Annotated in this window: 26 protein-coding genes; 6 read left to right on the top strand and 20 right to left on the bottom strand. The window is 70.2% G+C overall.

The window, feature by feature from the left end; all coding sequences use genetic code 11:
- Positions 1-109: 109 nt before the first annotated feature.
- Together ACR9E9_RS03860 and ACR9E9_RS03855 are read left to right on the top strand one after the other, a co-directional pair.
- On the top strand, positions 110-841 hold the full coding sequence (locus ACR9E9_RS03860) for a DUF4352 domain-containing protein (RefSeq protein WP_435201875.1): 732 nt from the start codon (positions 110-112) through the stop codon (positions 839-841).
- 149 nt (positions 842-990) lie between these two features.
- Positions 991-1509, top strand: coding sequence for a MarR family winged helix-turn-helix transcriptional regulator (locus ACR9E9_RS03855; protein ID WP_435201873.1), 519 nt, complete (start codon positions 991-993; stop codon positions 1507-1509).
- Between the two features lie 7 nt (positions 1510-1516).
- On the opposite strand, the gene ACR9E9_RS03850 is transcribed toward ACR9E9_RS03855, so the two are convergent.
- From ACR9E9_RS03850 to ACR9E9_RS03760, 19 genes are all read right to left on the bottom strand, one after another.
- Complete coding sequence (locus ACR9E9_RS03850) at positions 1517-2677, bottom strand: FAD-dependent monooxygenase (protein WP_435201871.1); 1161 nt, start codon at positions 2675-2677, stop codon at positions 1517-1519.
- A 5-nt stretch (positions 2678-2682) separates the two neighbouring features.
- Positions 2683-3102: a RidA family protein gene (locus tag ACR9E9_RS03845; protein ID WP_435201869.1), complete on the bottom strand. Its 420-nt coding sequence runs from the start codon at positions 3100-3102 to the stop codon at positions 2683-2685.
- Positions 3099-3437, bottom strand: a complete 339-nt coding sequence (locus tag ACR9E9_RS03840) for a hypothetical protein (protein WP_435201867.1) — start codon at positions 3435-3437, stop codon at positions 3099-3101. The genes ACR9E9_RS03845 and ACR9E9_RS03840 overlap by 4 nt, the downstream gene beginning before the upstream one ends.
- Complete coding sequence (locus tag ACR9E9_RS03835; RefSeq protein ID WP_435201865.1) at positions 3437-4522, bottom strand: Rieske 2Fe-2S domain-containing protein; 1086 nt, start codon at positions 4520-4522, stop codon at positions 3437-3439. The genes ACR9E9_RS03840 and ACR9E9_RS03835 overlap by 1 nt, the downstream gene beginning before the upstream one ends.
- Position 4523: 1 nt before the next feature.
- The gene (locus tag ACR9E9_RS03830; RefSeq protein ID WP_435201863.1) at positions 4524-4739 is read right to left on the bottom strand and encodes a recombinase-like helix-turn-helix domain-containing protein; all 216 of its coding nucleotides are present in this window, start codon (positions 4737-4739) and stop codon (positions 4524-4526) included.
- Between the two features lie 9 nt (positions 4740-4748).
- The gene (locus ACR9E9_RS03825) at positions 4749-5270 is read right to left on the bottom strand and encodes a hypothetical protein (RefSeq protein WP_435201861.1); all 522 of its coding nucleotides are present in this window, start codon (positions 5268-5270) and stop codon (positions 4749-4751) included.
- Positions 5267-6985, bottom strand: a complete 1719-nt coding sequence (locus tag ACR9E9_RS03820) for a thiamine pyrophosphate-binding protein (RefSeq protein WP_435201859.1) — start codon at positions 6983-6985, stop codon at positions 5267-5269. Before ACR9E9_RS03820 ends, ACR9E9_RS03825 begins: the two co-directional genes overlap by 4 nt.
- Entirely contained in the window at positions 6982-7776 is a 795-nt protein-coding gene (locus ACR9E9_RS03815; protein WP_435201857.1) for an SDR family oxidoreductase, read from the bottom strand. The genes ACR9E9_RS03820 and ACR9E9_RS03815 overlap by 4 nt, the downstream gene beginning before the upstream one ends.
- A gap of 12 nt (positions 7777-7788) precedes the next feature.
- Positions 7789-8532 carry an SDR family oxidoreductase gene (locus ACR9E9_RS03810; RefSeq protein WP_435201855.1) on the bottom strand — a complete coding sequence of 248 codons (744 nt, stop codon included), beginning with the start codon at positions 8530-8532 and terminating at the stop codon, positions 7789-7791.
- Complete coding sequence (locus ACR9E9_RS03805; protein ID WP_435201853.1) at positions 8529-9332, bottom strand: alpha/beta fold hydrolase; 804 nt, start codon at positions 9330-9332, stop codon at positions 8529-8531. The genes ACR9E9_RS03810 and ACR9E9_RS03805 overlap by 4 nt, the downstream gene beginning before the upstream one ends.
- An 8-nt stretch (positions 9333-9340) precedes the next feature.
- Complete coding sequence (locus ACR9E9_RS03800; RefSeq protein ID WP_435201851.1) at positions 9341-10348, bottom strand: VOC family protein; 1008 nt, start codon at positions 10346-10348, stop codon at positions 9341-9343.
- A gap of 29 nt (positions 10349-10377) precedes the next feature.
- Entirely contained in the window at positions 10378-11343 is a 966-nt protein-coding gene (locus ACR9E9_RS03795; RefSeq protein ID WP_435201849.1) for a PDR/VanB family oxidoreductase, read from the bottom strand.
- A gap of 40 nt (positions 11344-11383) precedes the next feature.
- Complete coding sequence (locus ACR9E9_RS03790) at positions 11384-11926, bottom strand: cupin domain-containing protein (protein WP_435201847.1); 543 nt, start codon at positions 11924-11926, stop codon at positions 11384-11386.
- A 38-nt stretch (positions 11927-11964) separates the two neighbouring features.
- Complete coding sequence (locus tag ACR9E9_RS03785) at positions 11965-13515, bottom strand: aldehyde dehydrogenase (protein WP_435201845.1); 1551 nt, start codon at positions 13513-13515, stop codon at positions 11965-11967.
- A 94-nt stretch (positions 13516-13609) separates the two neighbouring features.
- Positions 13610-14398, bottom strand: coding sequence for an aspartate dehydrogenase domain-containing protein (locus ACR9E9_RS03780; RefSeq protein WP_435201843.1), 789 nt, complete (start codon positions 14396-14398; stop codon positions 13610-13612).
- Positions 14395-15201: an ABC transporter ATP-binding protein gene (locus ACR9E9_RS03775; protein ID WP_435201841.1), complete on the bottom strand. Its 807-nt coding sequence runs from the start codon at positions 15199-15201 to the stop codon at positions 14395-14397. Before ACR9E9_RS03775 ends, ACR9E9_RS03780 begins: the two co-directional genes overlap by 4 nt.
- A complete protein-coding gene (locus tag ACR9E9_RS03770) occupies positions 15194-16069 on the bottom strand; it encodes an ABC transporter permease (protein ID WP_435201839.1) in 876 nt (291 codons plus the stop codon). The genes ACR9E9_RS03775 and ACR9E9_RS03770 overlap by 8 nt, the downstream gene beginning before the upstream one ends.
- On the bottom strand, positions 16066-16854 hold the full coding sequence (locus tag ACR9E9_RS03765; RefSeq protein ID WP_435201837.1) for an ABC transporter permease: 789 nt from the start codon (positions 16852-16854) through the stop codon (positions 16066-16068). The genes ACR9E9_RS03770 and ACR9E9_RS03765 overlap by 4 nt, the downstream gene beginning before the upstream one ends.
- 53 nt (positions 16855-16907) lie before the next feature.
- Positions 16908-17882 carry an ABC transporter substrate-binding protein gene (locus tag ACR9E9_RS03760; protein WP_435201835.1) on the bottom strand — a complete coding sequence of 325 codons (975 nt, stop codon included), beginning with the start codon at positions 17880-17882 and terminating at the stop codon, positions 16908-16910.
- A gap of 209 nt (positions 17883-18091) precedes the next feature.
- On the opposite strand from ACR9E9_RS03760, the gene ACR9E9_RS03755 reads away from it, so the two are divergent.
- The 4 genes from ACR9E9_RS03755 to ACR9E9_RS03740 are packed head-to-tail and all read left to right on the top strand — an operon-like array spanning position 18092 to position 22604.
- Positions 18092-18955 (top strand): FAD binding domain-containing protein, encoded by an 864-nt coding sequence (locus ACR9E9_RS03755; protein ID WP_435201833.1) that lies wholly within the window; start codon positions 18092-18094, stop codon positions 18953-18955.
- A complete protein-coding gene (locus tag ACR9E9_RS03750) occupies positions 18955-19503 on the top strand; it encodes a (2Fe-2S)-binding protein (RefSeq protein WP_435201831.1) in 549 nt (182 codons plus the stop codon). The genes ACR9E9_RS03755 and ACR9E9_RS03750 overlap by 1 nt, the downstream gene beginning before the upstream one ends.
- On the top strand, positions 19496-21877 hold the full coding sequence (locus tag ACR9E9_RS03745) for a xanthine dehydrogenase family protein molybdopterin-binding subunit (RefSeq protein WP_435201829.1): 2382 nt from the start codon (positions 19496-19498) through the stop codon (positions 21875-21877). Before ACR9E9_RS03750 ends, ACR9E9_RS03745 begins: the two co-directional genes overlap by 8 nt.
- A 4-nt stretch (positions 21878-21881) precedes the next feature.
- Positions 21882-22604, top strand: coding sequence for an SRPBCC family protein (locus ACR9E9_RS03740; RefSeq protein WP_435201827.1), 723 nt, complete (start codon positions 21882-21884; stop codon positions 22602-22604).
- 64 nt (positions 22605-22668) lie between these two features.
- On the opposite strand, the gene ACR9E9_RS03735 is transcribed toward ACR9E9_RS03740, so the two are convergent.
- A complete protein-coding gene (locus ACR9E9_RS03735; RefSeq protein ID WP_435201825.1) occupies positions 22669-23634 on the bottom strand; it encodes an ABC transporter substrate-binding protein in 966 nt (321 codons plus the stop codon).
- Between the last annotated feature and the right edge of the window lie 12 nt (positions 23635-23646).

Raw genomic sequence — 23646 nt, 5'->3', positions numbered from 1 at the left:
ACCCTCCTCCCTTCGGTCACCCAGGTCCACCCGATCGGTCGAGGCGCGGGCACCCCGCCACCCGCTTGCATGGTCGATGACACCGACCGCACGAGCCGAGGACCTCCCCATGAGCGAGCACCCGCAGTGGCAGCCCACCAACCCGCCCATCCCACCCGTCCGGCAGAAGGGCTGGTTCGCCCGGAACCCGGTGCTGTCCATCGTCCTCGGGATCGTCCTCCTCGTCGTCCTGTGTTGTTGCGGCGCAGGCGCGCTCGCCCTGGGCGGCGCCACCGACGAGCCCACGACCCAGGAGTCCGCCGACCCGGGAGCCGGCGACTCGTCGACGGCCGAGGACGCCACGCCGGAGCCGGGAGGCACCTCGAAGGGCGCGAAGGAGAACGAGAAGAGGACGCCGACGAAGAAACCCACGGCCACCGAGAAGAAGCAGCCCGCCGCGAAGTCCGCACCCGGCGTGGGGTCGCCGGTGCGCGACGGCAAGTTCGAGTTCACCGTGACGAAGGTCGAGACGGGCGTCTCCGAGGTCGGCTCCGAGTACCTCACGGAGACGGCCGACGGTCAGTTCGTGCTCGTGCACATCACGGTGAAGAACATCGGCGACGAGGCGCAGACACTCTTCGACTCGGAGCAGAAGCTCATCGACGCCCAGGGGCGCTCCTTCGCCACCGACAGCACGGCCTCGATCTTCATGGAGGACAACGACGTGTGGATCAACGAGATCAACCCGGGCAACACCGTCGAGGGAACTCTCGTCTACGACATGCCGGCCGGAGCCCAGCCGACGCAGATCGAGCTGCACGACTCGATGTTCAGCGGCGGGGTGACCGTCTCGGTGAAATGACCTCCGGGGGAGAGGAGGGGCGAAGGGGGTGGCCGCCAGCCACCCCCTTCGTCATGCGCGCGAGGGTGAGGTCGCCTCCCGGGATGCACGAAGAACCTCTTAGGGCTAAGATCCTTAGTGTGTCAGCAACTACGTCGAGAAGGCCGCCCGTGAAGACGAAGCCGGATCCCGTCGACCACATCATCAGCTCGTGGGGTGACGTCAGCCCCGACCTCGACGTCTCACCGATGCACGTCTTCGGCAGGTTGCACCGGGCCTACCTGCTCTACCGGCAGGAGATCACCGCCCTCTTCGAGGAGCTGGGGACGAGCACCTCCGGCTTCGAGGTGCTGGCCGCGCTGCGTCGGCAGCCCGACTTCCGGGCCGCGGCGGGCGATCTCGCCCAGAGCACCCTCGTGACGACCGGCGGCCTGACCCTGCGCGTGCGCCGCCTCGAGGCGGAGGGACTCGTCACCCGCTCGCGGGACACGCGGGACAACCGCGTCGTCTACGTCCAGCTGACCGACAAGGGCCACGCGCTCGTCGACCGGGTCGCCGAGCGGCACTTCGCCAACCTCGGGCGGCTCCTGGAGAGCCTGTCCGAGCGCGAGCGCAGCGCCCTCGCCGGCGGCCTCAACAAGCTCGAGCAGTCCATGACCATGGCCACCGGAGCCGTCCCCAGCGAGTGAGCGATGCCTACCCAGCCGCGGAATCGCCCCGTAGCCGATCCAACTCCGCATAGAACGAGTCCACCGCCTCCTGCGCAGTGGTGCGCATCTCCTCCCGACGTGCGGACTCATCACCAGCCATTGCGCCCGACTCCCCCACCGCACGCGAGACGTCCTGAGCGAAGCGACAGACCGGTTGGCGCCGATGCCCGAAGAGGGTGAGCGCGGCCTCGAGGTCCTCAACGTGATCCAGAGTCTCAGCCAAGACGAGGGCGTCCTCAAGGGCCATCGCCCCGCCCTGTCCCATGAATGGGGTTCCGGCGTGCGCTGCGTCACCGATGAGCAGAACGTGCCCACGGTGCCAGGGCAAAGGCAGGACGACCTCCTCGACGGCAGTGTAGAGCACGTCACTGCCGGGACCGATCTCGTCGAGCAGGCTCCGCGCGGGCCCGTGGTGCTCCGCGAGCGCCTCCCTCATGAGCCAGGGCCACTCGTCAGGCGCGTGCCGGGTCTTGCCCGGGTCACTCACCGTCCCGAAGGTGTATAGCCGATCATCACTGATCGGCATGATGCCGAGGCGGGTGCCGGTCCCCATCTGCATGATCTTGTCGGTCAGGCCCCGCGGCCGTTCGTGGATGCTGCGCCAGATCCCGAACCCGGAGTAGCGCACCTCCACCTCCGGGGCCACGTGCTGGCGGAGGGGAGAGCGCAACCCTTCCCCCGACACGACGAGGTCATGGGTGGCCGAACCACCGTCACTGGTGCCCACCCGAACACCGTCGGCGCCGTCGTCCAGTTCTGTGACGGTGGTCCCGAGCTCGACCGAGACTCCGACGGCCCTCAGGCGTGCGGCCAGGACCCGGTGCAGCTCGGCCCGCTTGATGCCGACGATTGCGGGGATCCGGCCTCCGGCGGCCGTCGGGTAGTAGGTCGTGACGATCGGATCCCCACGGTGGTCGAGGTAGCGGTTGCGCCCCTGCGGGATGACGAAGCCCGCGGCGAGGATCTCGTCGAGGACCCCCAGCGCCTCGAGACTAACCAGTGCGTTGGAGTACAGGAAGATCCCGGAACTGGCGAAGGCCCACTCGTCCTGCTTCTCGATCAGCCGGAGCTCGTGACCCCGTTCGGCCAGGGCGATGGCCGCCGCGCAGCCGCCGATCCCCGCTCCGGAGACGAGAATGCTCCTCATTTCCGTCATGATTTCCTCTCGCTCTCGCTCTCGGGCAGGGCGCCGGAACCCACAATCCCTTCGGCCTCGACCTCGACCTTGAGCCCGGGCTCGACGAGAGCCGCCACCCCGACCAGGGTCGAGCAGGGCATCTCCCCGGAGAAGACCTCCGACCGCGCCCGGCCGACGGCAGCCTTGTCGTCGACGTCGGTGAGGTAGACGCGCAGGACGGTCACGTCCGCGGTCGTCGCGCCGCAGGAGCGGACCAGCTCGGCCACCCGACGGAAGGCCTCCTGCGCCTGCAGGTACGCGTCCTCGCCGCCGACGGGACCCTCCGGCCCCCCGGCGTGCATGCCGGAGGTCCAGAAGCGGTCACCCCGCACGACGGCATTGCTGAACATCCCCGCGCGGGGCGCCTCCGGGACGGAGGCGGCGGAGACCCTCATGACCGCCCCCGCCGCTCATCGGCCTCACGGGTGAGGCGCTCGCGCACCGGCATGAAGTCGTAGGTCGGGTAGAAGTCGGTCTCGAAGACGCCCCAGGCCCGGCGCTCGAGCTCGACGTTGACCGCCGCCAGGCGCTCCGCGGGAAAGCGCAGCGTGACGATCTGACCGATCCCCATCGCGACGACCCAGGAGACGACCTCGCACCCCTCGGGCGGAAATCCGTGCCACCAGTCCCGCTCCTCGAGCGAGGACTGGATCTGCTCGAGGTGCTGGGACTGGTCGTGACGCAGGAAGACGGTGAGCATCAGCTGGCCACCGCCCTCCAGCACCGCCATCACGCCTCCCCGGCGAGGACCTTCGCCTGCGCCTTGGCGTCCGCCTTGTACATCCGTCGGATGCGCGAGACCCCGAGGTCGTGCTGGTAGAGGTGCTCGTCGGCGTCGGCGTCGCCGGCGAGGATCTCCAGCACCGCGCGGTCCTGCTCGAGGACGCCGAAGTGCTTCTCCTCCAGGCTCGTGCGGAAGAGGAAGCGCCAGACCTCGCGCTCCCACCCGTCCACCTTGCGGGTGCGCCAGTGGAAGACGGCCACGTTGTCCGCGTCGATCGGCACCGACATCCCCACGATCCCGAAGGGCCCACCCGGGCCGGCCTCGTCGCCGTAGGGGATCTCGAGGTCGACGTGGTCCATCGCGCCGCGCACGAACTCGACCCAGTCGAAGTTCTTGCCGCGCTGGTCGGTCTTCTCGAAGAAGAACCCGCGATCGGTCTCGCGGATGCGAAAGCGCGCCGTGACGTCCCCGCCGGACATCGAGTGCGAGTCCCGGTGGAGGAAGGCACCGTGCATCGGGTCGAGGACGTTGTCCATGTAGAAGCGCCACGGTCCGGCCCACTCGACATAGTTGAGGAAGGCGGAGTTCTCCTCGTGCTGCAAACGCTCCGGCAGCTCGAAGGGGGTCGGCACCGAGTCCTCGGTCAGCGGCACGAAGGCGAAGATCGCGTCGGCCGCCTCGACGACCTCGAGCGACGGGGTGGCCTGGCGGCCCTCGAGGGCGCAGCCGGGCATGCCGGGCACGGAGACGACCGTGCCGGTGCCGTCGACCTGGACACCGTGGTAGCGGCAGGCCACGCGGTCACCGAGGTGCTGCCCGGCCGAGAGCGGTGCGCTGCGGTGCGGGCACCGGTCCTCGAGCATGCGCACCCGGCCGGTGGCGTCGCGAAAGAGCAACCAGTCGATGCCGAGTCGGGTGACCTTCTGCATCGTGCCGTTGGCGAGCATGTGCGAGGGCAGGATCGGGTACCAGCGGTCCCGCAGGCCGGTGGCGGCCAGCTCCTGCTCGGTGAGCGTGCGGCGGGTGCCGACGGCGTGCCGGGGCTTGGCCTTCGCCGGGGCGGTGGCGGTCGTGGTCTCAGTCGTCGTCATGTCAGCGGCCCATCCTGCGCATCTCGTCACGGAAGGACTCCTGCGTCCACGACGAGCCGTCGGGGGCGTGGAGACCGAGGTCATTGAGGCCCGAGACGAGCCCGGGAAGGTCGTGGATCCCACGACCGAAGATCTCCTGGATCGAGCCCGAGAGCTTCAACTCGTAGGGGCTGAAGGGTTCTGGGTGCGTCTGGTGCACCTCGAGGTACTGCGACATTGCTCCTCCTCAGGACTGGTCGGCGTTGATGATCAGGTCGTCGCGGGTCTCGGCGAGCCCCTCGGCGATGGACATGAAGGCGCTGGCCCACTCGATGACCGACTCCGGGCGGGCGACCAGCGTCGGCGCCTCGGAGCCGTCGATGATGACGAAGACCCCGTTGTCGACACCACCGGCGACCGACTGGGGCTCCTCGACGTCGTGGTCGGGGGTCGGCGCGGAGGCGATGACCAGCGTCGGCACGCTCACCCGCGCCATCGTCGCCAGGTGCTCCGGGTCGTCGGTCTGCACCGCGGGGTCGACGAGCACGAGGGAGACCACCCGCTCGACGTGGCCGGCCGCGAGCGAGAGCGCCCCCGGGGCATCCGCTCCGATGGCCACGACGTGCACCGCCTCCGCGAGCTGCTCCGCCGCGCTGGCGGCCCACTGCTGCCGGTCGCTGCCGACGACGGTGATCGCCGTCAGCCCCGGCGGGGCGTCTGCCGGGGCCACGCCGATGAGCGCAACGGGCCGGGTGAGGTCGTCGGTCATGCTCCACCTCCGTGGTCGGGCTGGGGGATGTGCACGGGCGGCGTGAAGGCCCCCGGAGCGGGGTCGAGCGCCGTGACGTCGACCTCGATGAGGGTCGGGCGGCCGGTGTCGAGCGCCGCGGCCAGGGCCGGGCCGAAGGTCCCCGGTGCACCGGTGCGCCAGTAGGGCAGGCCCATCGCGCGGGCCAGGTCCTCGAAGCCCGGAGTCCACAGGTCAACAGCGGCTCGGTCCAGGCCGTTGGCCTGCTGCATGTTGCGCAGGACGCCGTAACCCGAGTCGTTGAAGACGACGACCACGCAGGGACCATCGAGCCCCCGGAGGGAGGCCAGCTCACCGAGGTGCACGGCCAGGCCACCGTCCCCCGCGATGACCACCGTCGGCGCCTGGGGGCAGGCTGCGGTGGCCCCCACACCCATGGCCAGGCCCTGGCCGATGCCCCCGCCGAGCGGGAAGACGTTGGTGTCACGGGAGTACAGCTCCAGCAGGCGGTTGCCCCACTGGCTGGAGGGGATCGTCACGTCACGGGCGAAGACCGACTCGCGCGGCAGCTGTCGGCGCAGCTCCCCGCAGATCTCGGCGTAGCCCCCGATGTACCCGGTGAGCTGCTCGCGGACCTCCCGCCGGGTGGCGGTGACGCGCTCTCGCCACCCGGGCTCGGTGGCCGGGTCCGTCACCCGCTCCAGGAGTGCCCCGACGGCCACGAGCGCATCGCCGCGGATGCCGACCCGCGCAGGGTGCACGCGGCCGATGGCGGCGGGGTCGACGTCGATCTGCACGTGCGCCGTCGGCAGGGGAAGGGAGTAGGTCCGCGTCTCGTTGGACCTGAAGTGCGTGCCGATGCTCAGCAGGACGTCCGCGTCCGCGAGCAGCGCGGCGCCCTGGGGCGTGGAGGCGAAGTTGCCGATGACCAGCTCGTCGTCCTCCGGCACGATCGCGCGACCGGAGTTGCTCGTGAGGATCGCTGCTCCGAGCCGGTGGGCGAGCTCCCGGATGCCGGCGCCCGCGTCGACCGCGCCACCACCGAGCCACAGGGCGGGGCGACGGGCGGAGCTGAGCAGCTCGGCCGCGGCCGTGAGGGCGGCCTCGTCGGGGGCCGGGGGTGTCGGCACGGGCAGCGGGTCACCGTCCACCTGCGCATCGGGTCGGGCGAGGTACTGCAGGTCGGTCGGCCACTCGAGGGAGAAGGGCCCGTGCGGCGCCGTGCGGATCGTGGCGATCGCCGCCTCGAGGCTCTGCGCGACGGCCTCGCTCGAGGGGACGCGCGCCGCTCCCTTCGAGATCGCGGTGAGCATCTCCAGCTGGGCCGGGACCTCGTGGATGACGCCGCGATTGCTGCCGACCCACTCGCTCTCCACCTGGCCGGTGACGTGCAGCACCCGGGACCCTGCGGTGAGGGCCTCGAGCATCGATCCCGCGGCATTGCCGGCTCCGGTGCCGGTGCTCGTCAGTGCCACACCGATCCCCCCGGTGACGCGGGCGAAGGCATCGGCGGCGTTGACCGCGGCCGCCTCGTGGCGCATCTCGACGAAGGTGAGGTCACGGGCGACCGCCTCCACGAGCGGGAGGTTGTGGATGCTGATGACGCCGAAGGCGTGGGTGATGCCGTGTCGTCGCATCACCTCGACGAGCACGTCCCCGCCGGTCGCGGGTCGGGCCGTGTCGTGCTCCAGGGAGCCGGACGGTGCGGTCGGGTCGTGGGTCTGGGTGTTGGTCATGGCTGACGGGTCACTCCTCCGCCGACGTCGATGTGCGCGCCGGTGATGTAGGAAGCACGGGGTGAGAGCAGGGAGACGATCGCGAAGGCGACCTCCTCGGCACGGCCGAACCGGCCGAGGGAGATGCCTCGCTCCGCGGCGAGGTCGGCGCTCCAGACGTCGTAGTCCAGCTCGCCCCCGTCGCTGCGGTAGGCCTCGAAGCGACGCCGCCACTGGCCGGTGTCGATGAGCCCGAGGTTGACCGAGTTGACCCGGATGCCCTCGGGGGCGAGCTCCTCCCCCAGTGTCCGGCTGAGGTTGAGCAGCGCGGCCCGGGCCGCGGAGGTGACCGCGAGCTTCGCCTCGGGCTGCTTCGCGAGGATGGCGTTGGTGTTGACCACCGCACCGACCGGGGACGCGGCCAGGTGCGGGCGCGCCGCCCGGATGACGTTCCAGGCGCCGAAGATCTTCAGCTCGAGCTCGTCGCGCACCTGCTCGTCGCTCGTCTGGCTCATCGACGCCATGAGCGAGCGCCCGGCGTTGCAGACGACGGCATCGAGCGAGCCGAAGTGGTCGACGCCTGCGGCGACGGCCGCCTCGACCTCCGCTCGGGCGGTGACGTCCGCCGAGGCCACGAGCAGGCGTGAGGGGTCAGCCCCCAGGGCTGCCGCGGCCTCGTCGAGTCGGCTGCGGTCGCGGGCGACCGCGACGACGCGGGCACCCTCGTGCAGGAGCATCTCGGTCACGGCGAGGCCGATGCCGGAGCTCGCGCCGGTCACGAGGACGGTGCGGTCGGTGAGGTGGAGATCCATCGTGTCCTTCGATCAGGTCGGCATGACGAAGCCGCCGTCGACGACGAGGGATTGCCCCGTCATGTACCCGGCGGCCGCGGAGGAGATGAAGTGGACGACGTCGGCGACGTCGGCCGGAACGGGGTCCCGGGAGAGTGCCCGGTTGTCCTCGTAGAGGGCATAGCGGTCGGCGGGCACACCCTCGGTGGCCTCGACCCTCGTCAGACCCGGCGCCACGGCGTTGACCCGCACACCGTGGGGGCCGGCGTCGCGGGCCATCGTCCGCGTCATGGCCAGGACGGCCCCCTTCGACCCCACGTAGTGCACCAGGCGCGGGGAGCCGTAGAAGGCCGCGTCGGAGGCGATGTGGACGATCGCCCCCGAACCGCGATCGACCATCGGGCCGCCGACGTACTTGCTGACCATCCACGTGCCGAGGACGTTGATCCGCATGAGCTCCTCGAAGCGGTCCTCGTCCAGCTCCCAGAAGGTGTCGCCGCCGACCCCGTCGGCCTTGGCCGCGTTGTTGATCAGCACGTCGGCACCGCCGAGCTCCGCCACGATCCGGCCGAGGGCTCGGACCGAGTCCCGGTCGGCGATGTCCAGGGGCAGGGCGTGCACCTCGGTGCCACCGGCACGCAGGGCCTCGGCCGTCTCCTCGAGCTCCGCGGTGAGCACGTCCCCGAGGACGAGGCGGTCCTCGGCGAAGCGCTCGGCGATGGCCCGGCCCAGCCCGCGGGCCGCACCGGTGATGACGACGAGCCGAGGGCTGCTCATGCCACGCCGTCCCAGAAGGCGGTGACCGCGTCGGTGAACTCGTCGGGCCGCTCGGTGATGGCCGCGTGACCCGCACGCGGGATGATCGTCAGCCGGGCACCCGGGATCTGCTCGGCCAGCAGCCGGGACTCGGGGACGCCGGTCACGACGTCGTCCTCGCCCACGACCACGAGCGTGGGGGCAGCGATCCGGGGCAGCAGGTCACTGGTGTCGGTGCGCGCCATGAACTCCGCGGCCGCGCGGTAGCCGGGGACCCGCACGCGCGCCATCTGCTGGCGCACGCGGACCGCGACCGCGTCCTCCGCGTGGGGGGAGACGAGCCGTCCGGCCCGCCGGGCGGCGAACTGCTCCGGCCCCAGGTGCTCCAGCTCCGTGACCCGGGTGAGCATCGCGCTGGCCCTCGAGGGGTTCGTCGCCGAGCCGCGCGTCGAGTCGGCCAGGACGAGGGACCGGACCACCCCCGGGCGGCGGTGTGCCAGGCAGGTCGCGATGACCCCGCCCCACGAGGTGCCGATGAGGTCGATCGGCCCCAGGCGCAGGGCCGACACGGAGCCGGCCAGACGGTCGACGAGGTCGACGTCACCGAAGGGGTCGCGCGAGCGCCCGTAGCCGGGCGCGTCCCAGGCGAGGGCCCGGGCGCCGCGCTCCGCGAGCCGCTGGCCGACGTCCGTGCAGGAGGCGGCGCTGCCGCCGATGCCGTGCAGGAGGACGACGGTGCGGGTCGGGGGTCCGTCCGGTCGGAACTCGACGAAGGAGGTCCCGTCCGGGGCGCGGAGCCGGGAGTAGGTCGTGTGGGTCATGGTCGACATCAGAACCGTCCCGTGGCGGCGCGCTGGTCCGGCGTCTCCACGCCCGGCTGCACGTCGTCGAGGAAGTAGCTAGACGACGCCTCGACGGCTGTGCGGGCGCCCAGGTCGGGCACGCCCGCCATGGCGGAGCGCACACCGCTCGTGGGCGGCCCCGCGGTGCGCCACTGGTCGGAGAGCTCGGGGGTGCGCCGCCAGGTGCGGCACAGCCACGTGTCCTCGTTGATCTCCTCGACCTCGGAGGTGTACTCGCACACGAGGCCGGCCGGGTCCGTGAAGTAGGAGAAGGTGTTGTTGCCCGGACCGTGCCGGCCCGGGCCCCACTGCGGGTCGATGCCGTGCGCCTTGAGGTTGCCGATGCCCCTCATGAAGTGGTCGATGGTCGACAGCTCGTAGGCGACGTGGTTGACCGAGGTCCAGGCTGCCTGGTTGAAGGCGATGACGTGGTGCTTGGGCGTGCACCGGAGGAAGGCCATCTGCCGCTCCGACCAGTCCGAGATCCGCATCCCGAGCACCTGGGTGTAGAACTGCGTGGCGACCTCGATGTCGACGGTGTTGAGCACGACGTGGGCCAGCGCCCGCGGAACGCTGGGGTGGCCGTGCTCGTCGCCGCGCACGACCGCGTTGATCTCGCAGGCCAGCTCGACGACCCGGCCCTCCGGGTCGACGAAGGCCAGACCGTAGCCCCCGGCGGCATCGTCGAGCCGTCCGGGCTCACGCAGCAGCGGGATGCCGGCCGCGGCGAGACGTCGTCCCGCCTCGTCGACCTCGCGGGGCGTGCCCACCGCGAAGGACAGGCCGCCGAGCGAGTTGGCCTCGTGCTGCTCGAGCTTGAGGATGTGGTGCTCCTGGCCCGTGCCGCGCAGCCAGAAACGGTCGTGGTCCTCCTCCGTCAGGCCGAGACCCCACACCTCGGTGTAGAAGTCCTTCGACGTCACGACATCGGGCACCCGCAGGGTCACCGACCGCAGGCCGCGGAGGGTGACGACGGGCTCGTCGCAGTAGTGCATGGGGGACTCCTTCGTCGGTGGTTGGGGGCTCAGAGGTCGAGGACGAGCTCGGGACCGCGGCAGCGGGAGACGCAGACGCACATGGTGCACCCGGACTCCTTCTCCTCGTCGGAGAGGAGGTAGTCGCGGTGGTCGATCTCCCCGGAGATGACGCCCGTCTCACAGGTGCCGCAGATGCCCTCGGTGCAGGAGGAGGGCACCTCGTGACCCGCCTCGGCGAGCGCGTCGAGGATGGAGGTCTCGGCGCCCACGGGGATCCGGTCGCCGGTGCTGTTGATGACGACCTCGAAGGCACCGTCCGGCGTCTCCGGGTCCGCCACCGGCTCGGGTGCCCGGAAGCGCTCGAGTCGCAGCCGTGAGGTGTCCGGCACCGAGATCTCGACCTGCTCCATCAGCGCCGCGGGCCCGCAGCAGTAGACGAGCGTGTCGTCGTCCGTCCCGCCGACGAGCGTGGAGATGTCGGCGAAGCCACCGACCTCGTCGTCGACGTGCACGGTGACCCGCTCCCTCGGCAGCGCCACGATCTCGTCGACGAAGGCCATGAGCTCCCGCGCGCGACCGGTGTAGAGCAGGTGCCAGTCCGCCCCCTTCGCCTGCAGGGCGCGGGTCATGGCGACGATCGGGGTGATCCCGATCCCGCCGGCGATGAGCAGGTGCCGCGGTTTCGAGTCGTCGAGCTGGAAGAGGTTGCGCGGGCCGTCGACGAGGATCTCCTCGCCGATCTGCAGCTGGTCGTGGATGAGGCTGCTGCCGCCGCGGGACTCGGCGACCCGCAGTACCGCCACGGTCCAGCGCGAGGTGTCATCGGGGTCGGAGCACAGTGAGTACTCGCGCACGAGTCCGTTGGGCAGGTGCAGGGACAGGTGTGCCCCCGGCTCCCACCGTGGCAATGGCTCACCGTCGGGGTGGACGAAGGTGACGCTCGTGATGCCTTGGGCCTCCCAGGTCTTCTGGTGGACCCGCAGGACCTGGCTCGTCTCGGAACCGATCTTCATGAGTGGTGTGCTCCTCGCGCTGGCCGTAGCGGTCGTCCCCTCAGCGGGTGACGCCGTACATCTCTGAGGTCTCGGGGTAGGTCGGCAGCTGCGGCTTCTGCGTGCCGATGATCACGCAGAAGAGGGCGTCCTCGTCGGTGGTGTTCGCGAGGCTACGCGGCACCCCGGCCGGGACGACGATGAGGTCGCGGTACCCCAGCGTGCGGGTCGCGGTCTTCGTGCCGTCGGCGACGTCGTGGACGGCCACCTCGATCTGACCCTCGAGGACGAAGAAGACCTCCTCGACGTCGTTGTGCGTGTGCTCCGGACCCACCGCACCGGCCGGCAGCCGCATGTTGGAGAAGGTGAAGCCACGCGAGGGGATGATCCGGTTGTCGTTGTCGAAGTTCCCGGTGGCGCCCGAGCCGAGGTAGCGGATCTGGGCGCGACGGAAGCGGTCACCGCCGGCCTCGGCCTGGAAACCGAGTGCGTCCCAGTCCTCGAGGCGGGTCTCGCGGCTGGCGATGCACGAGTCGATGAGCGCGTCGAGGTCGTCTCCCGGCTGGAGGGTCTGCTCGGTCTGCTGGTCGTTGCTCTGGGTCATCTTCTGCTCCTTCTCGTGTGGTGCTCGGTGGTGGGGTGTCAGTCGACCGGTGTGGGGTCGACCGCTCGCGCCTGCTCTGCTGCCCAGGGCAGGGGCTCGCCGCTCAGGTCGATGTAGATGCTCTTCTGGCGCATGTACGAGCGGATGCCCTCCCGACCCTTCTCGACGCCCATCCCGCTGTCGCGGACGCCGGCGAAGGGGGTGGAGATGCTGAACTGCTTGTACGTGTTGACGTAGACGGTCCCGGCGACGAGCTGACGGGCGATGCGGTGGATGCGGCGGTAGTCGGCCGTCCAGATGCCGCTGGCCAGGCCGTAGCGGGAGTCATTCGCCTGGGCGATGAGATCGGCCTCGTCATCGAAGGGGAGGACGACCGCCACCGGGCCGAAGACCTCCTCCTGGCAGATGGTGGCCGAGTTGTCGACGCCCGCGATGATCGTCGGCAGGTAGTAGGCACCGTCCGCGAGCTCCGGGTCGCTCGGGAGCGCCCCGCCGACGAGAACCTGGGCCCCATCGGCGACGGCCGCGTCGACCATGGCCGCGACCTGGTCGCGGTGCGCGTGGCTGATGAGCGGCGCGACCTGGGTGCGGGGGTCCGAGCCCGGTCCGACACGCAGCCGTCGGGTCGCCTCGACGAGGCGGGCGACGAGGTCGTCGAAGATCGTGCGCTGGACGAAGATCCGCGACCCGGCGATGCAGCTCTGCCCGCTCGAGGAGAAGATCCCGAAGAGCAGACCGGCGATGGTCTGGGTGAGGTCGGCGTCCTCGAAGACGATCGTCGGTGACTTGCCGCCGAGCTCGAGCGTCGCCGGCATGAGCTTGTCGGCGGCGACGTGGGCCAGGTGGCGTCCGGTGGACGTGCCACCGGTGAAGGTCAGCTTGCCGACGCCGGGGTGTGCGACGAGCGCCTCCCCGACGGTGCGGCCCGGGCCGGGCAGGACGGACAGCAGTCCGGCGGGCAGCCCCTCGTCCTCGGCGATCCGGGCGAGGAAGAGGGTGACCCACGGGGCCCACGCCGGGGGCTTGGCGACCACGGCATTGCCCGCGGCGAGGGCCGGGGCGATCTTCTGCGCGTCGCTGGCGATCGGGGAGTTCCACGGCGTGATCGAGGCGACGACACCGACCGGCTCCCACGTCGCGATGGTCAGGTAGGGGCCGCGGGGCGGGGTGACCTGGTCCTCGAGGGTCTCCACGGCAGCAGCCACGTAGCGGAAGGTGGCCGCTGCGCTGCGGGCGAGGGCCGTGGTCTCCGCGCGGGTCTTGCCCGTGTCGAGGGTCTGCAGCGCCGAGATCTCGTCCGCCCGCCGCTCGACGGCGTCGCCGATCCGGCGCAGGACCGCTGCGCGCTCGTGCGGCGCGGCGTCACGCCAGCCGCTCTCGCGTGCGGCGCGCTCCCCCGCTCGAACTGCCTCGTCGACGTCCTCGACGTCGGCGGCGTGGAGGCGGGCGAAGACCTCGCCCGTGGAGGGGTCGACGGTCTCGATGACGTCACCGGTACCGGCGCGCCAGCGGCCGCCGACGAACACCTCGTCGCGCAGGAGGTGGCCCAGGGCCTGCCCTCCCATCAGTGGAGCGATCTCAGTCGACATTGAACCGAGGCCTACCTTCCGTCGTTGCATTAAGTCTGAGCGCAAAGATACTTTCTGTCAAGACTTCACCAGAAACACTCCGGGGAGGTCCGGGTCACGCGATGAGCGGAGCGCGGTCGGTGAGCGAAGCCACCGTCTGCAGAACCGACCAGGCCGTCACCGCGCTCGTGCGCGGGTTCTGGCTGCTGGGGGTGTTGCGGATCGTGAAGTGGTACTCCCCGAGCTCACCCGTGGCGGTGATCTCGTGGGTCGTCATCGATGCCGCCGGGTCGCCGACGAGCTCGACGTCCACGCGCTGCGTCGACCCCACGGCCGTGGCGAGGGCCGCCACGACGTTGAGGGAGTCGGGGAAGAGTCGCGCCGCCTCGTCGGCGCTCCCGGAGAAGACGGAGATCGGGTCACCCGCGGCGAGGATCTCCGCGGCCCGCTCCTGGCTCATCCACTCCCGCACGAGGGAGGACGACTTCTTCGTCGTGCGCAGCCGGACCACGTCGAGTCCACCGGCGCGGGCGGCCGAGGCCAGCAGGTCGAGCCCACCGACGGCGCCGTGGGTACCGATCAGTCGCCCCGGCCCCAGGGACCCCAGTCGGGCCTCGAGCTGCTCGTCGAGCAGGGCACCCACGGAGGTGACGACGAGGTCGACCCCTCCGCCGAGCACGGGGTCGATGATCTCGTGCACGACCGGCTGCCCGGCGCACTCGACGACCACGTCGGCGATCCGCAGGGCCTCCTCGAGGGTGCACTGCGGCGCCGGCGGGTCCTGCAGGACGCTGCGGGCGACGATGCCGACGAGTTCGGCACCGGGGACACCCCCCTTCGCCAGCTCACCGGCGACCCGCGCCCCGATGACGCCGTGCCCGACGACCACGACACGACGCGTCACGATGCGTCCTCGACCGCCCGCAGCTCACGGTGGCGCAGCAGCTGGGTCACGTGACTGCGGATCTCCACGTACCGCGGGTCGGTCTTCGTCGTCACGTGGTCCCGCGGGTGGGGCAGGTCGACGTCGATGGTCTCGGCGACGATGCTCGGCGGGGTCGAGAGCACGATGATGTGGTCGGCGAGGTAGACGCTCTCATCGATGTCGTGGGTGACGACGAGGACGGTGATGCCCAGCTGCCGCTGGATGCGCAGGAGCAGGTCCTCGAGGTCACCGCGCGTCTGGGCGTCGACGGAGGCGTAGGGCTCGTCCATGACGAGCAGCTTCGGCCGGGAGGCCAGCGCCCGGGCGATGGCGACCCGCTGCTGCATGCCGCCGGACATCTGCCACGGGTACAGGTGCGAGCGACCGGCCAGGCCCACGGCCTCCAGCGCCTCCCGGACGCGCTCCTCGCGCTCCTTCTTCGGCACCTTCGACAGGGGGAAGGCCACGTTCTTGTCCACCCGCATCCACGGGTAGAGGGAGCGCGAGTAGTCCTGGAAGACCATGGCCAGCCCCTCGGGGACGCCGGTCACCAGCTGGCCCTCGAAGCTCACGCTGCCCTCGCTCGGGTCGTCGAGCCCACTGATGATGCGCAGCAGGGTGGACTTGCCGCAGCCGGAGGGGCCGACGATGACCGACACCTTGTGCGCGGGGATCTCGGCCGTGATGCTGCGGACGGCGAGGTTGTCGCCGTAGCGCTTGGCGACACGGTCGAGCTGGAGCTCGGGAACGGCCGAGGTGGTCTGTGCGGTCGGATCAGTCATTTTGTGCCGTCACTCCTCGGTGCCAGGCCAGGACCCGACGCTCGATCTGAAGGAAGATGAAGTTCATGACCACTCCGAGCAGCGCGAGCACGATGAGTACCGCGAAGAACCCGGAGTAGTTGAAGTCCCGCTGGGTGGAGACGAGCAGGTAGCCGAGCCCGTTGTCGGACTTCTGCAGCTCGGAGATGATCATGACGATCAGGGACATGGACATGGCCGTGCGGATGCCGGCGAAGATCTTCGGTGACGCCCCGGGCAGGACGATGTGGGTCAGCACGAGCCGGGACGGGATGCGGTAGACGGCGGCCGCCTGCGAGCGGATCTCCCCGACCGACATCACCCCGTCGATGGTGTTGAAGAGGATCGGCCACACCACGCTGAAGGCGATGAGGAAGATCTTCGGGGAGTCGCCGATGCCGAAGAGGAGGAAGAACACCCCGAGCAGTGCCGGGCTCGGCAGGGAGCGGCCCAGGTGCACGAGCGGCTGGAAGAGCGCGTGCATCACCGGGAAGACGCCCAGGACGACGCCCACCGAGACGCCGATGACGATCGCCAGCGCCAGTCCCGCGAGGGCACGCGCGACGCTGGGCAGGAAGTGGTCGAAGGTGGCCTGACCGAGGAAGAGCTTGGTCGGGTCCGTCGAGAGGAACATCGAGCCCGCCGTCCGGAAGGCCTCCCAGGGCCCGGGGATGAAGTACCCGGCAGTGGCCGAGCGCGAGAGCGCCCACCACACGACCAGGAGGACCACCGGCACGAGGAGCCGGAGCCCCACGCGCACCGGGAGAGGGAGGTGCCCACGCGGCTTCGCGCGTCGGGCCGGCTCGGGCGCGGCACGCTCGAGCGTGGGCTGCAGGTGCTGAACCGTCATTGGGCCAGTCCCTTCTTCCAGTTGAAGACCTTCGCGTCGATGGCGGACATCGCCAGCGAGACGAGCACGCCGAGCACACCTGCCACGAGCGTCGCCGCGTAGACGATGTCGAGGTTGGTCGCGTTGGCGCTGTTGACGAGGACGTAGCCGCCGATACCGACACCGCCACCCACGAGCAGCTCTGCCGAGACGGCCACGATGAGGCCGATCGAGGCGGCGATCCGCACGCCGGTGAAGGCGAAGGGGAGGGCGCTCGGGAGGATGACCCGGCGCACGACCTCCCGACGCGAGAGGCCGAAGCTCTCTGCCGTCTGGATCGCCGTCGTGTCGGCCCCCTTCACGCCGTACATCGTGTTGAGCAGGATCGGCCAGACGCAGGCCAGGGACACGGTGAGGGCCAGCGGCAGCATGCCGTTGCCGAGCAGGAGCACGAGGATCGGCCCGAGGGCGATCGACGGCAGCACACGGAAGGCCTCCACCGGCAGGCCGAAGGTGATCATCGCCGCCCGGGAGGCGCCCATGGCGGCCCCGACGAGGACGCCGACGACGGAGGCGACCGCCAGACCGAGCATCCACTCGGCCAGGGTGAAGAGGACGGCCTCCCGGAAGGCCGTGTCGACGAGGAGGTCACCGATGCTGCCGAAGATCCGGCTCGGGACGGGGAGGCCCTCCTTGGTGAGGACGGTCCCCGTCAGCAGCTCCATCACCGCAGCCACCCCGACCACGCCGAGGACGCCGAGGACGATCTGACGCCGGGTCCCGAGCGGTTCACGGATGAGTCGCATGCGAGTCTCCTTTCTCGAAGGCGGTCCCGGTCCCGGGACCGCCTTCGCTGGGACTAGGACTCCTTGGGGGCCCAGACGGTCGTCTCGACGTCCAGGTCGGACTTGACGAGCTCCTGCTCCTTGAGGATGTCGATGGCCTCGCCGTAGGCCTCGTCGTCCATCTCCGAGTAGTAGGTCGGCAGCGGGAGCTTCTTGGCGAGGTCCTTGTCGAGCTGGGCGATGGACGGCAGCCACGCACGCAGCTCGTCCTCGTTCTCCTCCAGGTCGCCGCCGGCCTTGTACATCGCCGTGGCGAAGGCCGCTGCCGTGTCCGGGTTGTCGTCGAGGAACTTCTGGCTCGAGACGTAGGTGGAACCGGCAAGCCCCTTGTTCGGGCCCTCGGTGTTGTCCACGACCTGGCGCAGGCCGCCCTCACGGGCTGCCGACATGAAGGGCTCGGGCATGTAGCCGGCGTCGATGGACTTCGCCTTGACGCCGCTGATCATCTCGGGGAAGGGCACCTCTACCCACTTCGGCGAGACATCGATCCCCTTGTCCTCCGCCAGGGCGTTGAAGGTGATGTCACCCATGTTCTTCGTCGTGTTGATCCCGATCGACTTGCCGTCGAGGTCCTCCATGTCCTTGATGGGCGAGTTCTTCGGCACGAAGATCCCGATCCCGTTGTCGGCGAGGGCGCTGGTGAGCACGACCGAGCGGATCGGCAGGCCGGAGTCGACCGCCATCGCCGTACCGAAGGGGGTGGAGTTGGTGAAGTCGAGCTCGCCCGAGACGACCTTCTGCACGCCGGCGGGGCCACCCTGGACCGGCTCGATGGTCACGTCGAGCCCTTCGTCCTCGAAGAAGCCCTTCTCGTCCGCCCAGTAGAGGGCGGCGTAGTCCGCCAAGGGCAGGGAGCCCACGGTCAGCTCGCTCTTCTCCAGCGAACCGTCGGTGGCGCCCGCGCCCCCTTCGCTGTCACTGCCGCAGCCTGCCAGCAGGAGCGCTGCTCCTGCCGCACCGGCCAGCACTGCCTTGCGCGTTGTCTTCATGAGGTTCCCTCCGAGTCGGCCCAGGTGCACATCTTTGTGCTCAACTACTTGGCTAAAAACTATATTAGCGTCAGACGGGGCCGTTCGGTCAAGGGGAGGACGTCACGACTTGGACGCGCTGCGACCAGCGGTCAGAGGCGGCCGGCATCCATTTACCCCAAAGCAGTTGAGCGGTAAGGTATCTGACATCGAGGCCCCGAGGAGCAGCAATGAAGCCCGCCCCCTTTGACTACGTCGCAGCCGAATCCACGGCGGACGCGGTCAACCACTTGTCCACCACCGACCGCGAGGTCAAGGTCCTCGCGGGCGGCCAGTCGCTCATCCCCGTGTTGAACATGCGTATGTCCCGCCCGCAGGTCCTCGTCGACATCACCCGGATCGCCGACCTGCAGCAGATCGAGGTGAGTCCTGCCGGCGAGCTGCGCATCGGTGCGGCCGTGCGCCAGTCGGACGCGCTGGCCAACCCTGAGATCCGCCGTCGATGGCCGGCGGTCGCGTCCGCCATCCGACACATCGGCCACCCCCAGATCCGCAACAGCGGAACGGTCTGCGGCAGCCTCGCCCACGCCGACTCCTCGGCCGAGCTGCCCGCGGTGGCCGTCCTGCTCGATGCCGTCATCGACGTCACGAGTGCCCACGGTCGGCGCGAGGTCGCCGCCGCGGACTTCTTCCTCGGGACCTTCACCACCGACCTTGCACCGGACGAGCTGGTGACCAGCGTCCGCTTTCCCGCCCCGTCGCCCGGGGCTCGCCACGACATCACGGAGTTCACGCAGCGGCGCGGTGACTTCGCCACCGTCGGCGTCGCGACCCGGGTCAGCAGAGAGGGCGATGCCATGGCCCGAGCCCGTGCCGTCTTCTTCGGTGTCGGCAGTGCCCCGGTGCGTGTCCCCGCCGTCGAGGAGATCCTCACCGGCCGCGCCCCCTCCCACGGGGAGGACGCCGAGGTGACAAGGGCCATCGCTGCTGCGCTCACCCCACCCACCGACGTGCATGCCAGCGCAGAGCTGCGCCTCGAGCTGGCGGCCACCCTGCTGAACCGATCGATCCTGAGCGCCTGGGAGCTGTGCTGATGACCATGGATGACACACCCACACCGACCACGACTGCCACCACCCCTCGCCTCGTCGAGCCATCGGCCTGGTGCCCGGTGGACCTGACGGTCAACGGCACGACCGTGTCCGCCGAGGTGGAGTCCCGACTGCTCCTGAGCGACTTCCTGCGTGAGCGACTGGCCCTCACCGGGACCCACGTCGGATGCGAGCAGGGAGCCTGCGGGGCCTGCACCGTCCTCGTCGACGGTCGTGCCGTCCGCTCGTGCCTCACGCTCGCCGCTGCGTGCTCAGGCCGGGAGGTCACCACGGTCGAGGACCTCGCCGACGACGGCCTGCACCCCCTGCAGCGCGCCTTCCACGAGCACCACGGGCTGCAGTGCGGCTTCTGCACCCCAGGGTTCCTCATGTCGCTCGCCGAGCTGCACGACCGCGAGGGCGGCACGAGCGAGGACGAGCTCATGGACCAGCTGTGCGGCAACATCTGCCGCTGCACCGGGTACCGCGGTATCGAGCGCGCGGCGCGGCAGGCCGTGCCCGTCGTCGAGAGGGAGTCGGACGATGACTGACATGACGGACACGACCGCTGCACCCCCGCTCGTGGGGCAGTCGGTGCCGCGCGTCGAGGACGAGCGCCTGCTCCGCGGTGCCGGACGCTTCGTCGACGACATCCGACTCCCGGACGAGCTGCACGTGGCCTTCCTCCGCAGCCCGCACGCCCACGCCCGGGTGACCTCGATCGACACCTCCGCAGCCGTCACCTCGCCCGGAGTCGTCGCGGTCTACGACGGCGACTCCCTCGTCGGAGTGGTCGAGCCGCTCGTGAACATCGAGGAGGTCAGGGTCCCTCCGGGCCTTGTGGAGGGCGTCGCGCCCACGGTGAAGATCCAGCCCATGCCACCCCTGGCCCACGACGAGGTCAACTACGTCGGTCAGCCGATGGCCATGGTCGTGGCCGAGTCACGGTACCTGGCCGAGGACGCGGTCGAGCTCATCACGGTGGACTACGAGCCCCTCCCGGTCGTCATCGACCCCGAGGCGGCACTCGAGGACGGCGCACCACTCGCCCTGCTCGAGGCAGACGACAACATCGGTGTGCACGCGAAGATGGGCACCGGCGACATGGAAGCGGCCCTCGCGAACGCCCACATCGTCCTCGAGGAGACCTTCGCCTCGCAGCGCTACGTCCCCTCCCCCATGGAGACCCGCGGAATCGTCGCCACCGTCGACCCCTACTCCCGTCGCCTCACGGTGTGGTCCAACACGCAGACCCCGCACCGGGTCCGCGACCACATCGCGCACGCCATCGGCCTCTCGACCGATGACGTGACCGTCACGGCGCCCGACGTCGGCGGTGGCTTCGGCCAGAAGGGCATCCTCATCGTCGAGGAGATCCTCATCCCCTACGCCGCACACGCCCTCGGACGCACGGTCCGGTGGCAGGCCGACCGCACGGAGAACCTCACCGCGGACACCCACGCCCGCGAGCAGATCCACCACCTGACCGTCGCAGCGGACTCCGAAGGGCGACTGCTGGGTGTGCGGGACAGGTGCATCACGGCCATGGGCTGCCGCAATGTCGTCGGACTCGTCGTCGCCTACAACGCCCTGGTTCACCTCACCGGCGCCTACCGGGTGCCGGCCCAGGACCTCGAGGTCTTCGGTGCGCTGACGAACACGATGTTCACGACGCCCTACCGCGGTGCCGGTCGGCCCGAAGCGGCTCTGGCGATGGAGCGCGCCATGGACCGACTGGCGCTCCGCCTGGGCAAGGAGCCCGCTGAGGTCCGGCGGATCAACCTCCTCACGGAGGAGGACATGCCCTACTTCTCCGGCCTCCTCGACCGACGAGGACTCCCGCAGGAGATCGACTCGGGTGACTACGTGAAGATGCTCGACGTGGTCGAGGAGATGATCGACGTTCCCGCGTTCAGGAAGGAGCAGCAGCGGCTGCGGTCCGTGGGCGTCCACCGCGGTCTCGGGCTGGGGATGTACATCGAGATGTCCGGGCTGGGCCCGTTCGAGTCCGCCCGGGCCACCGTCCTCCCCTCGGGTACGGTGCGGGTCTCCACCGGGGCCCCCTCCCAGGGCCAGGGGCACGCCACGACCTTCGTCCAGGTCGCCGCCGATGCCCTGGGCGTCCCCATGGCCGACATCCGCCTCGTGGGCGGCGACACGCAAGCACTCCCGTACGGAGTGGGGACGATCGCCAGCCGCGCCATGGTCACGGCCGGCAATGCCATCGACATGGCCTCGCGCGAGCTGCGGAGCCAGATCGCGCTCGCTGCTGCGGGGCTCCACGGGGTCGACCCCTCCGACGTCGTCATCGACGACGGCAAGGTCCTCGTCACCGGGGCCCAGCCGATGACGCTGGCCGAGCTCGTGCGGGCGCTGACCAAGTCGCCGAGCGACGACCCCAGCGCCGGGCTGTCCGCCCACGCCTACTTCAAACCACCGAACTACGCCACGTCGAGCGGGTTGCACGCAGCCGTCGTCGACGTCGACGTGGCCACGGGCGCCACGACGATCCACGACTACGTCGTCGTCCACGAGGCCGGCAACATCGTCAACCCGGCAATCGCGGACGGCCAGATCATCGGCGGCGCGGTCCAGGGCATCGGAGGCGCCCTGCTGGAGCACATGAAGTACGACGCCAACGGGCAGCCGTCCACCGGCACGTACATGGACTACTTGTTGCCCACGATCGAGACGACGCCGCAGATCCGCCTCGGTGAGGTCTTCTACCCGACGCCGACGAACCGCCTCGGGGTCAAGGGACTCGGCGAAGGGGGCGCCGTGGGTCCCCAGGCCGCGATCGCCAACGCCGTCGAGGACGCCCTGCGCGAGTACGACGTCGTCATCCACTCCACCCCCGTCAACCCCGATCACATCAGAAGGCTGCTGCGCGACGCCGTGGCGCCCACGCCAGCCGAAGGACAGTGAGCCCGTGCAGATCGACCACACCCTGACCATCCACGCCCCGATGGACCGCGTCTGGCCCCTGGTGCAGAAGCCGGAGGCCGTCGTCGAGAGTCTTCCGGGGGTCACCCTCACGTCGCTGGACGGCGAGGACTTCTCCGGGAAGATGTCCGTGGGCCTCGGCCCGATGCGCCTGCAGTACGGCGGCAAGGGAACCCTGCGCTACGACGAGGCCGCACGATCGATCCACATCGAGGCCGCCGGCAGCGAGGCGCGCGGGGCCGGCAGCGCATCCGCCGTCGTCGACGTCTCCGTCCACGAGGGAGCCGAGGGTTCCACCCGACTCGACGTGTCGATCGACCTCGAGCTGCAGGGCAAGCCGGCCCAGTTCGGGCGCGGAATCCTCTCGGAGGTCGTCACCCGTCTCGCCACCCAGTTCGGCAAGAACCTCGAGCGACAGGTTCTCCAGGGCCCCGTTGGCGAGGCCCAGGCGCCACCGGCCGCCGTCGAGCCGGAGCGCACCGCCGTTCCCGCCGCCCTCTCCGCGCCTGCTCGCGCCGCTCAGTCGGTCGCACCCGGGGCCTGGGCCGGTCAGGCCGTGGGGATCCTCGCCGGAGCCCTCCTCGGAGCGGCCGTGACCAGCATCCTGGGGGCCCGGCGATCCCCGTCGGTGTCCCTGACGATCATCGGCACGGACGACCCCGCGTGGATCGATCTGGCGCGGGAGATCGCCTCGGGACGCCGTTCCTGAACGCACGCACGAGGGGGCGCCGGGTGGTTCCCGGCGCCCCCTCGTGCGTGTCACACGGGTCGGGTCACTTCTCGGCGGTCCAGTGGACGTCCGAGACCTCGAGGTCGTCCTCGACCAGGTCCTGGTCCTTGAGCATGTCGAGCGCCCTCTCCAGGCCCTCCTCGTCGAACGAGCCGTAGTAGCTCGGCAGGGGCATCTGCTCCGCCGTCTTCTCGTCCAGCTGGCTGAAGCTCGGGAGCCACTCGCGCACCTCGTCCTCCTTCGAGGCCATGTCCTCCCCGGCCTGGTACATCGCCTCCGAGAAGGCCGCCGTCGTCTCCGGGTTGTCCTTGATGAAGGCCTCGCTCGACAGGTAGCTCGCCGCGGCCAGGCCCTCGTTCGGTCCCGTCGTGAGGTCGACGACCTTGCGCAGGCCCTCGGCCCGCGCCTGCGAGGCGAAGGGCTCCGGCACGTACCCGGCCTCGACCGACTTGGCCTTGACCCCGCTCACCATCTCGGGGAAGGGGACCTCGACCCACTTCGGCGTCACCTGTGCGTCCTCGCTCTCGGCGTAGGCGGTGAAGGTGATGTCACCGATGTTCTTCGTGGTGTTGGTCCCGATGGACTTTCCGTCCAGGTCGTTGATGTCCTTGATGGGGGAGTCCTCCCGCACGTAGATCCCCATGCCGTCCTCCGCCAGTGCGCTGGTGACGACCACCGAACGGATGGGCAGACCGGAGTCGTGTGCGGTGGCGGCGACGAAGGCCGGCGAGTTGGTGAAGTCGAGCTCACCGGAGACCACCTGCTGCACACCCGCCGGACCACCCTGGACCGTCTCGATCGTCACGTCGAGACCGGCCTCCTCGAAGAAACCCTTCTCGTCAGCCCAGTACAGGGCGGCGTAGTCCGCCAGGGGAAGTGACCCGACCGTCAGCTCCGTCGTCTCCAGCTCCCCGTCCGTCGCACCGGCACCATCATCGCCGCCACAGCCCGTTGCTGTGAGCGCCGCACCCGCAATCAGAGCCGTGACTGCTGTCCGCGTCGTTCTCATGAGTTCCTCCGA

It is taken from the genome of Janibacter sp. GS2, assembly GCF_051200835.1.
Lineage (GTDB): Bacteria > Actinomycetota > Actinomycetes > Actinomycetales > Dermatophilaceae > Janibacter.
This window is presented reverse-complemented; position numbering and strand designations above follow the sequence as displayed.

Excerpts from the sequence above, each read along its gene's own strand:
- ACR9E9_RS03755 (WP_435201833.1), top strand. The coding sequence starts at position 18,092 with ATGAAGCCCGCCCCCTTTGACTACGTCGCAGCCGAATCCACGGCGGAC.
- ACR9E9_RS03800 (WP_435201851.1), bottom strand. The coding sequence starts at position 10,348 with ATGCACTACTGCGACGAGCCCGTCGTCACCCTCCGCGGCCTGCGGTCG.
- ACR9E9_RS03785 (WP_435201845.1), bottom strand. The coding sequence starts at position 13,515 with ATGTCGACTGAGATCGCTCCACTGATGGGAGGGCAGGCCCTGGGCCAC.
- ACR9E9_RS03845 (WP_435201869.1), bottom strand. The coding sequence starts at position 3,102 with ATGAGGGTCTCCGCCGCCTCCGTCCCGGAGGCGCCCCGCGCGGGGATG.
- ACR9E9_RS03840 (WP_435201867.1), bottom strand. The coding sequence starts at position 3,437 with ATGGCGGTGCTGGAGGGCGGTGGCCAGCTGATGCTCACCGTCTTCCTG.
- ACR9E9_RS03765 (WP_435201837.1), bottom strand. The coding sequence starts at position 16,854 with ATGCGACTCATCCGTGAACCGCTCGGGACCCGGCGTCAGATCGTCCTC.
- ACR9E9_RS03770 (WP_435201839.1), bottom strand. The coding sequence starts at position 16,069 with ATGACGGTTCAGCACCTGCAGCCCACGCTCGAGCGTGCCGCGCCCGAG.
- ACR9E9_RS03795 (WP_435201849.1), bottom strand. The coding sequence starts at position 11,343 with ATGAAGATCGGTTCCGAGACGAGCCAGGTCCTGCGGGTCCACCAGAAG.
- ACR9E9_RS03860 (WP_435201875.1), top strand. The coding sequence starts at position 110 with ATGAGCGAGCACCCGCAGTGGCAGCCCACCAACCCGCCCATCCCACCC.
- ACR9E9_RS03835 (WP_435201865.1), bottom strand. The coding sequence starts at position 4,522 with ATGACGACGACTGAGACCACGACCGCCACCGCCCCGGCGAAGGCCAAG.
- ACR9E9_RS03810 (WP_435201855.1), bottom strand. The coding sequence starts at position 8,532 with ATGAGCAGCCCTCGGCTCGTCGTCATCACCGGTGCGGCCCGCGGGCTG.
- ACR9E9_RS03805 (WP_435201853.1), bottom strand. The coding sequence starts at position 9,332 with ATGACCCACACGACCTACTCCCGGCTCCGCGCCCCGGACGGGACCTCC.
- ACR9E9_RS03735 (WP_435201825.1), bottom strand. The coding sequence starts at position 23,634 with ATGAGAACGACGCGGACAGCAGTCACGGCTCTGATTGCGGGTGCGGCG.
- ACR9E9_RS03815 (WP_435201857.1), bottom strand. The coding sequence starts at position 7,776 with ATGGATCTCCACCTCACCGACCGCACCGTCCTCGTGACCGGCGCGAGC.
- ACR9E9_RS03760 (WP_435201835.1), bottom strand. The coding sequence starts at position 17,882 with ATGAAGACAACGCGCAAGGCAGTGCTGGCCGGTGCGGCAGGAGCAGCG.
- ACR9E9_RS03825 (WP_435201861.1), bottom strand. The coding sequence starts at position 5,270 with ATGACCGACGACCTCACCCGGCCCGTTGCGCTCATCGGCGTGGCCCCG.
- ACR9E9_RS03790 (WP_435201847.1), bottom strand. The coding sequence starts at position 11,926 with ATGACCCAGAGCAACGACCAGCAGACCGAGCAGACCCTCCAGCCGGGA.
- ACR9E9_RS03745 (WP_435201829.1), top strand. The coding sequence starts at position 19,496 with ATGACTGACATGACGGACACGACCGCTGCACCCCCGCTCGTGGGGCAG.
- ACR9E9_RS03850 (WP_435201871.1), bottom strand. The coding sequence starts at position 2,677 with ATGAGGAGCATTCTCGTCTCCGGAGCGGGGATCGGCGGCTGCGCGGCG.
- ACR9E9_RS03775 (WP_435201841.1), bottom strand. The coding sequence starts at position 15,201 with ATGACTGATCCGACCGCACAGACCACCTCGGCCGTTCCCGAGCTCCAG.
- ACR9E9_RS03830 (WP_435201863.1), bottom strand. The coding sequence starts at position 4,739 with ATGTCGCAGTACCTCGAGGTGCACCAGACGCACCCAGAACCCTTCAGC.
- ACR9E9_RS03750 (WP_435201831.1), top strand. The coding sequence starts at position 18,955 with ATGACCATGGATGACACACCCACACCGACCACGACTGCCACCACCCCT.
- ACR9E9_RS03820 (WP_435201859.1), bottom strand. The coding sequence starts at position 6,985 with ATGACCAACACCCAGACCCACGACCCGACCGCACCGTCCGGCTCCCTG.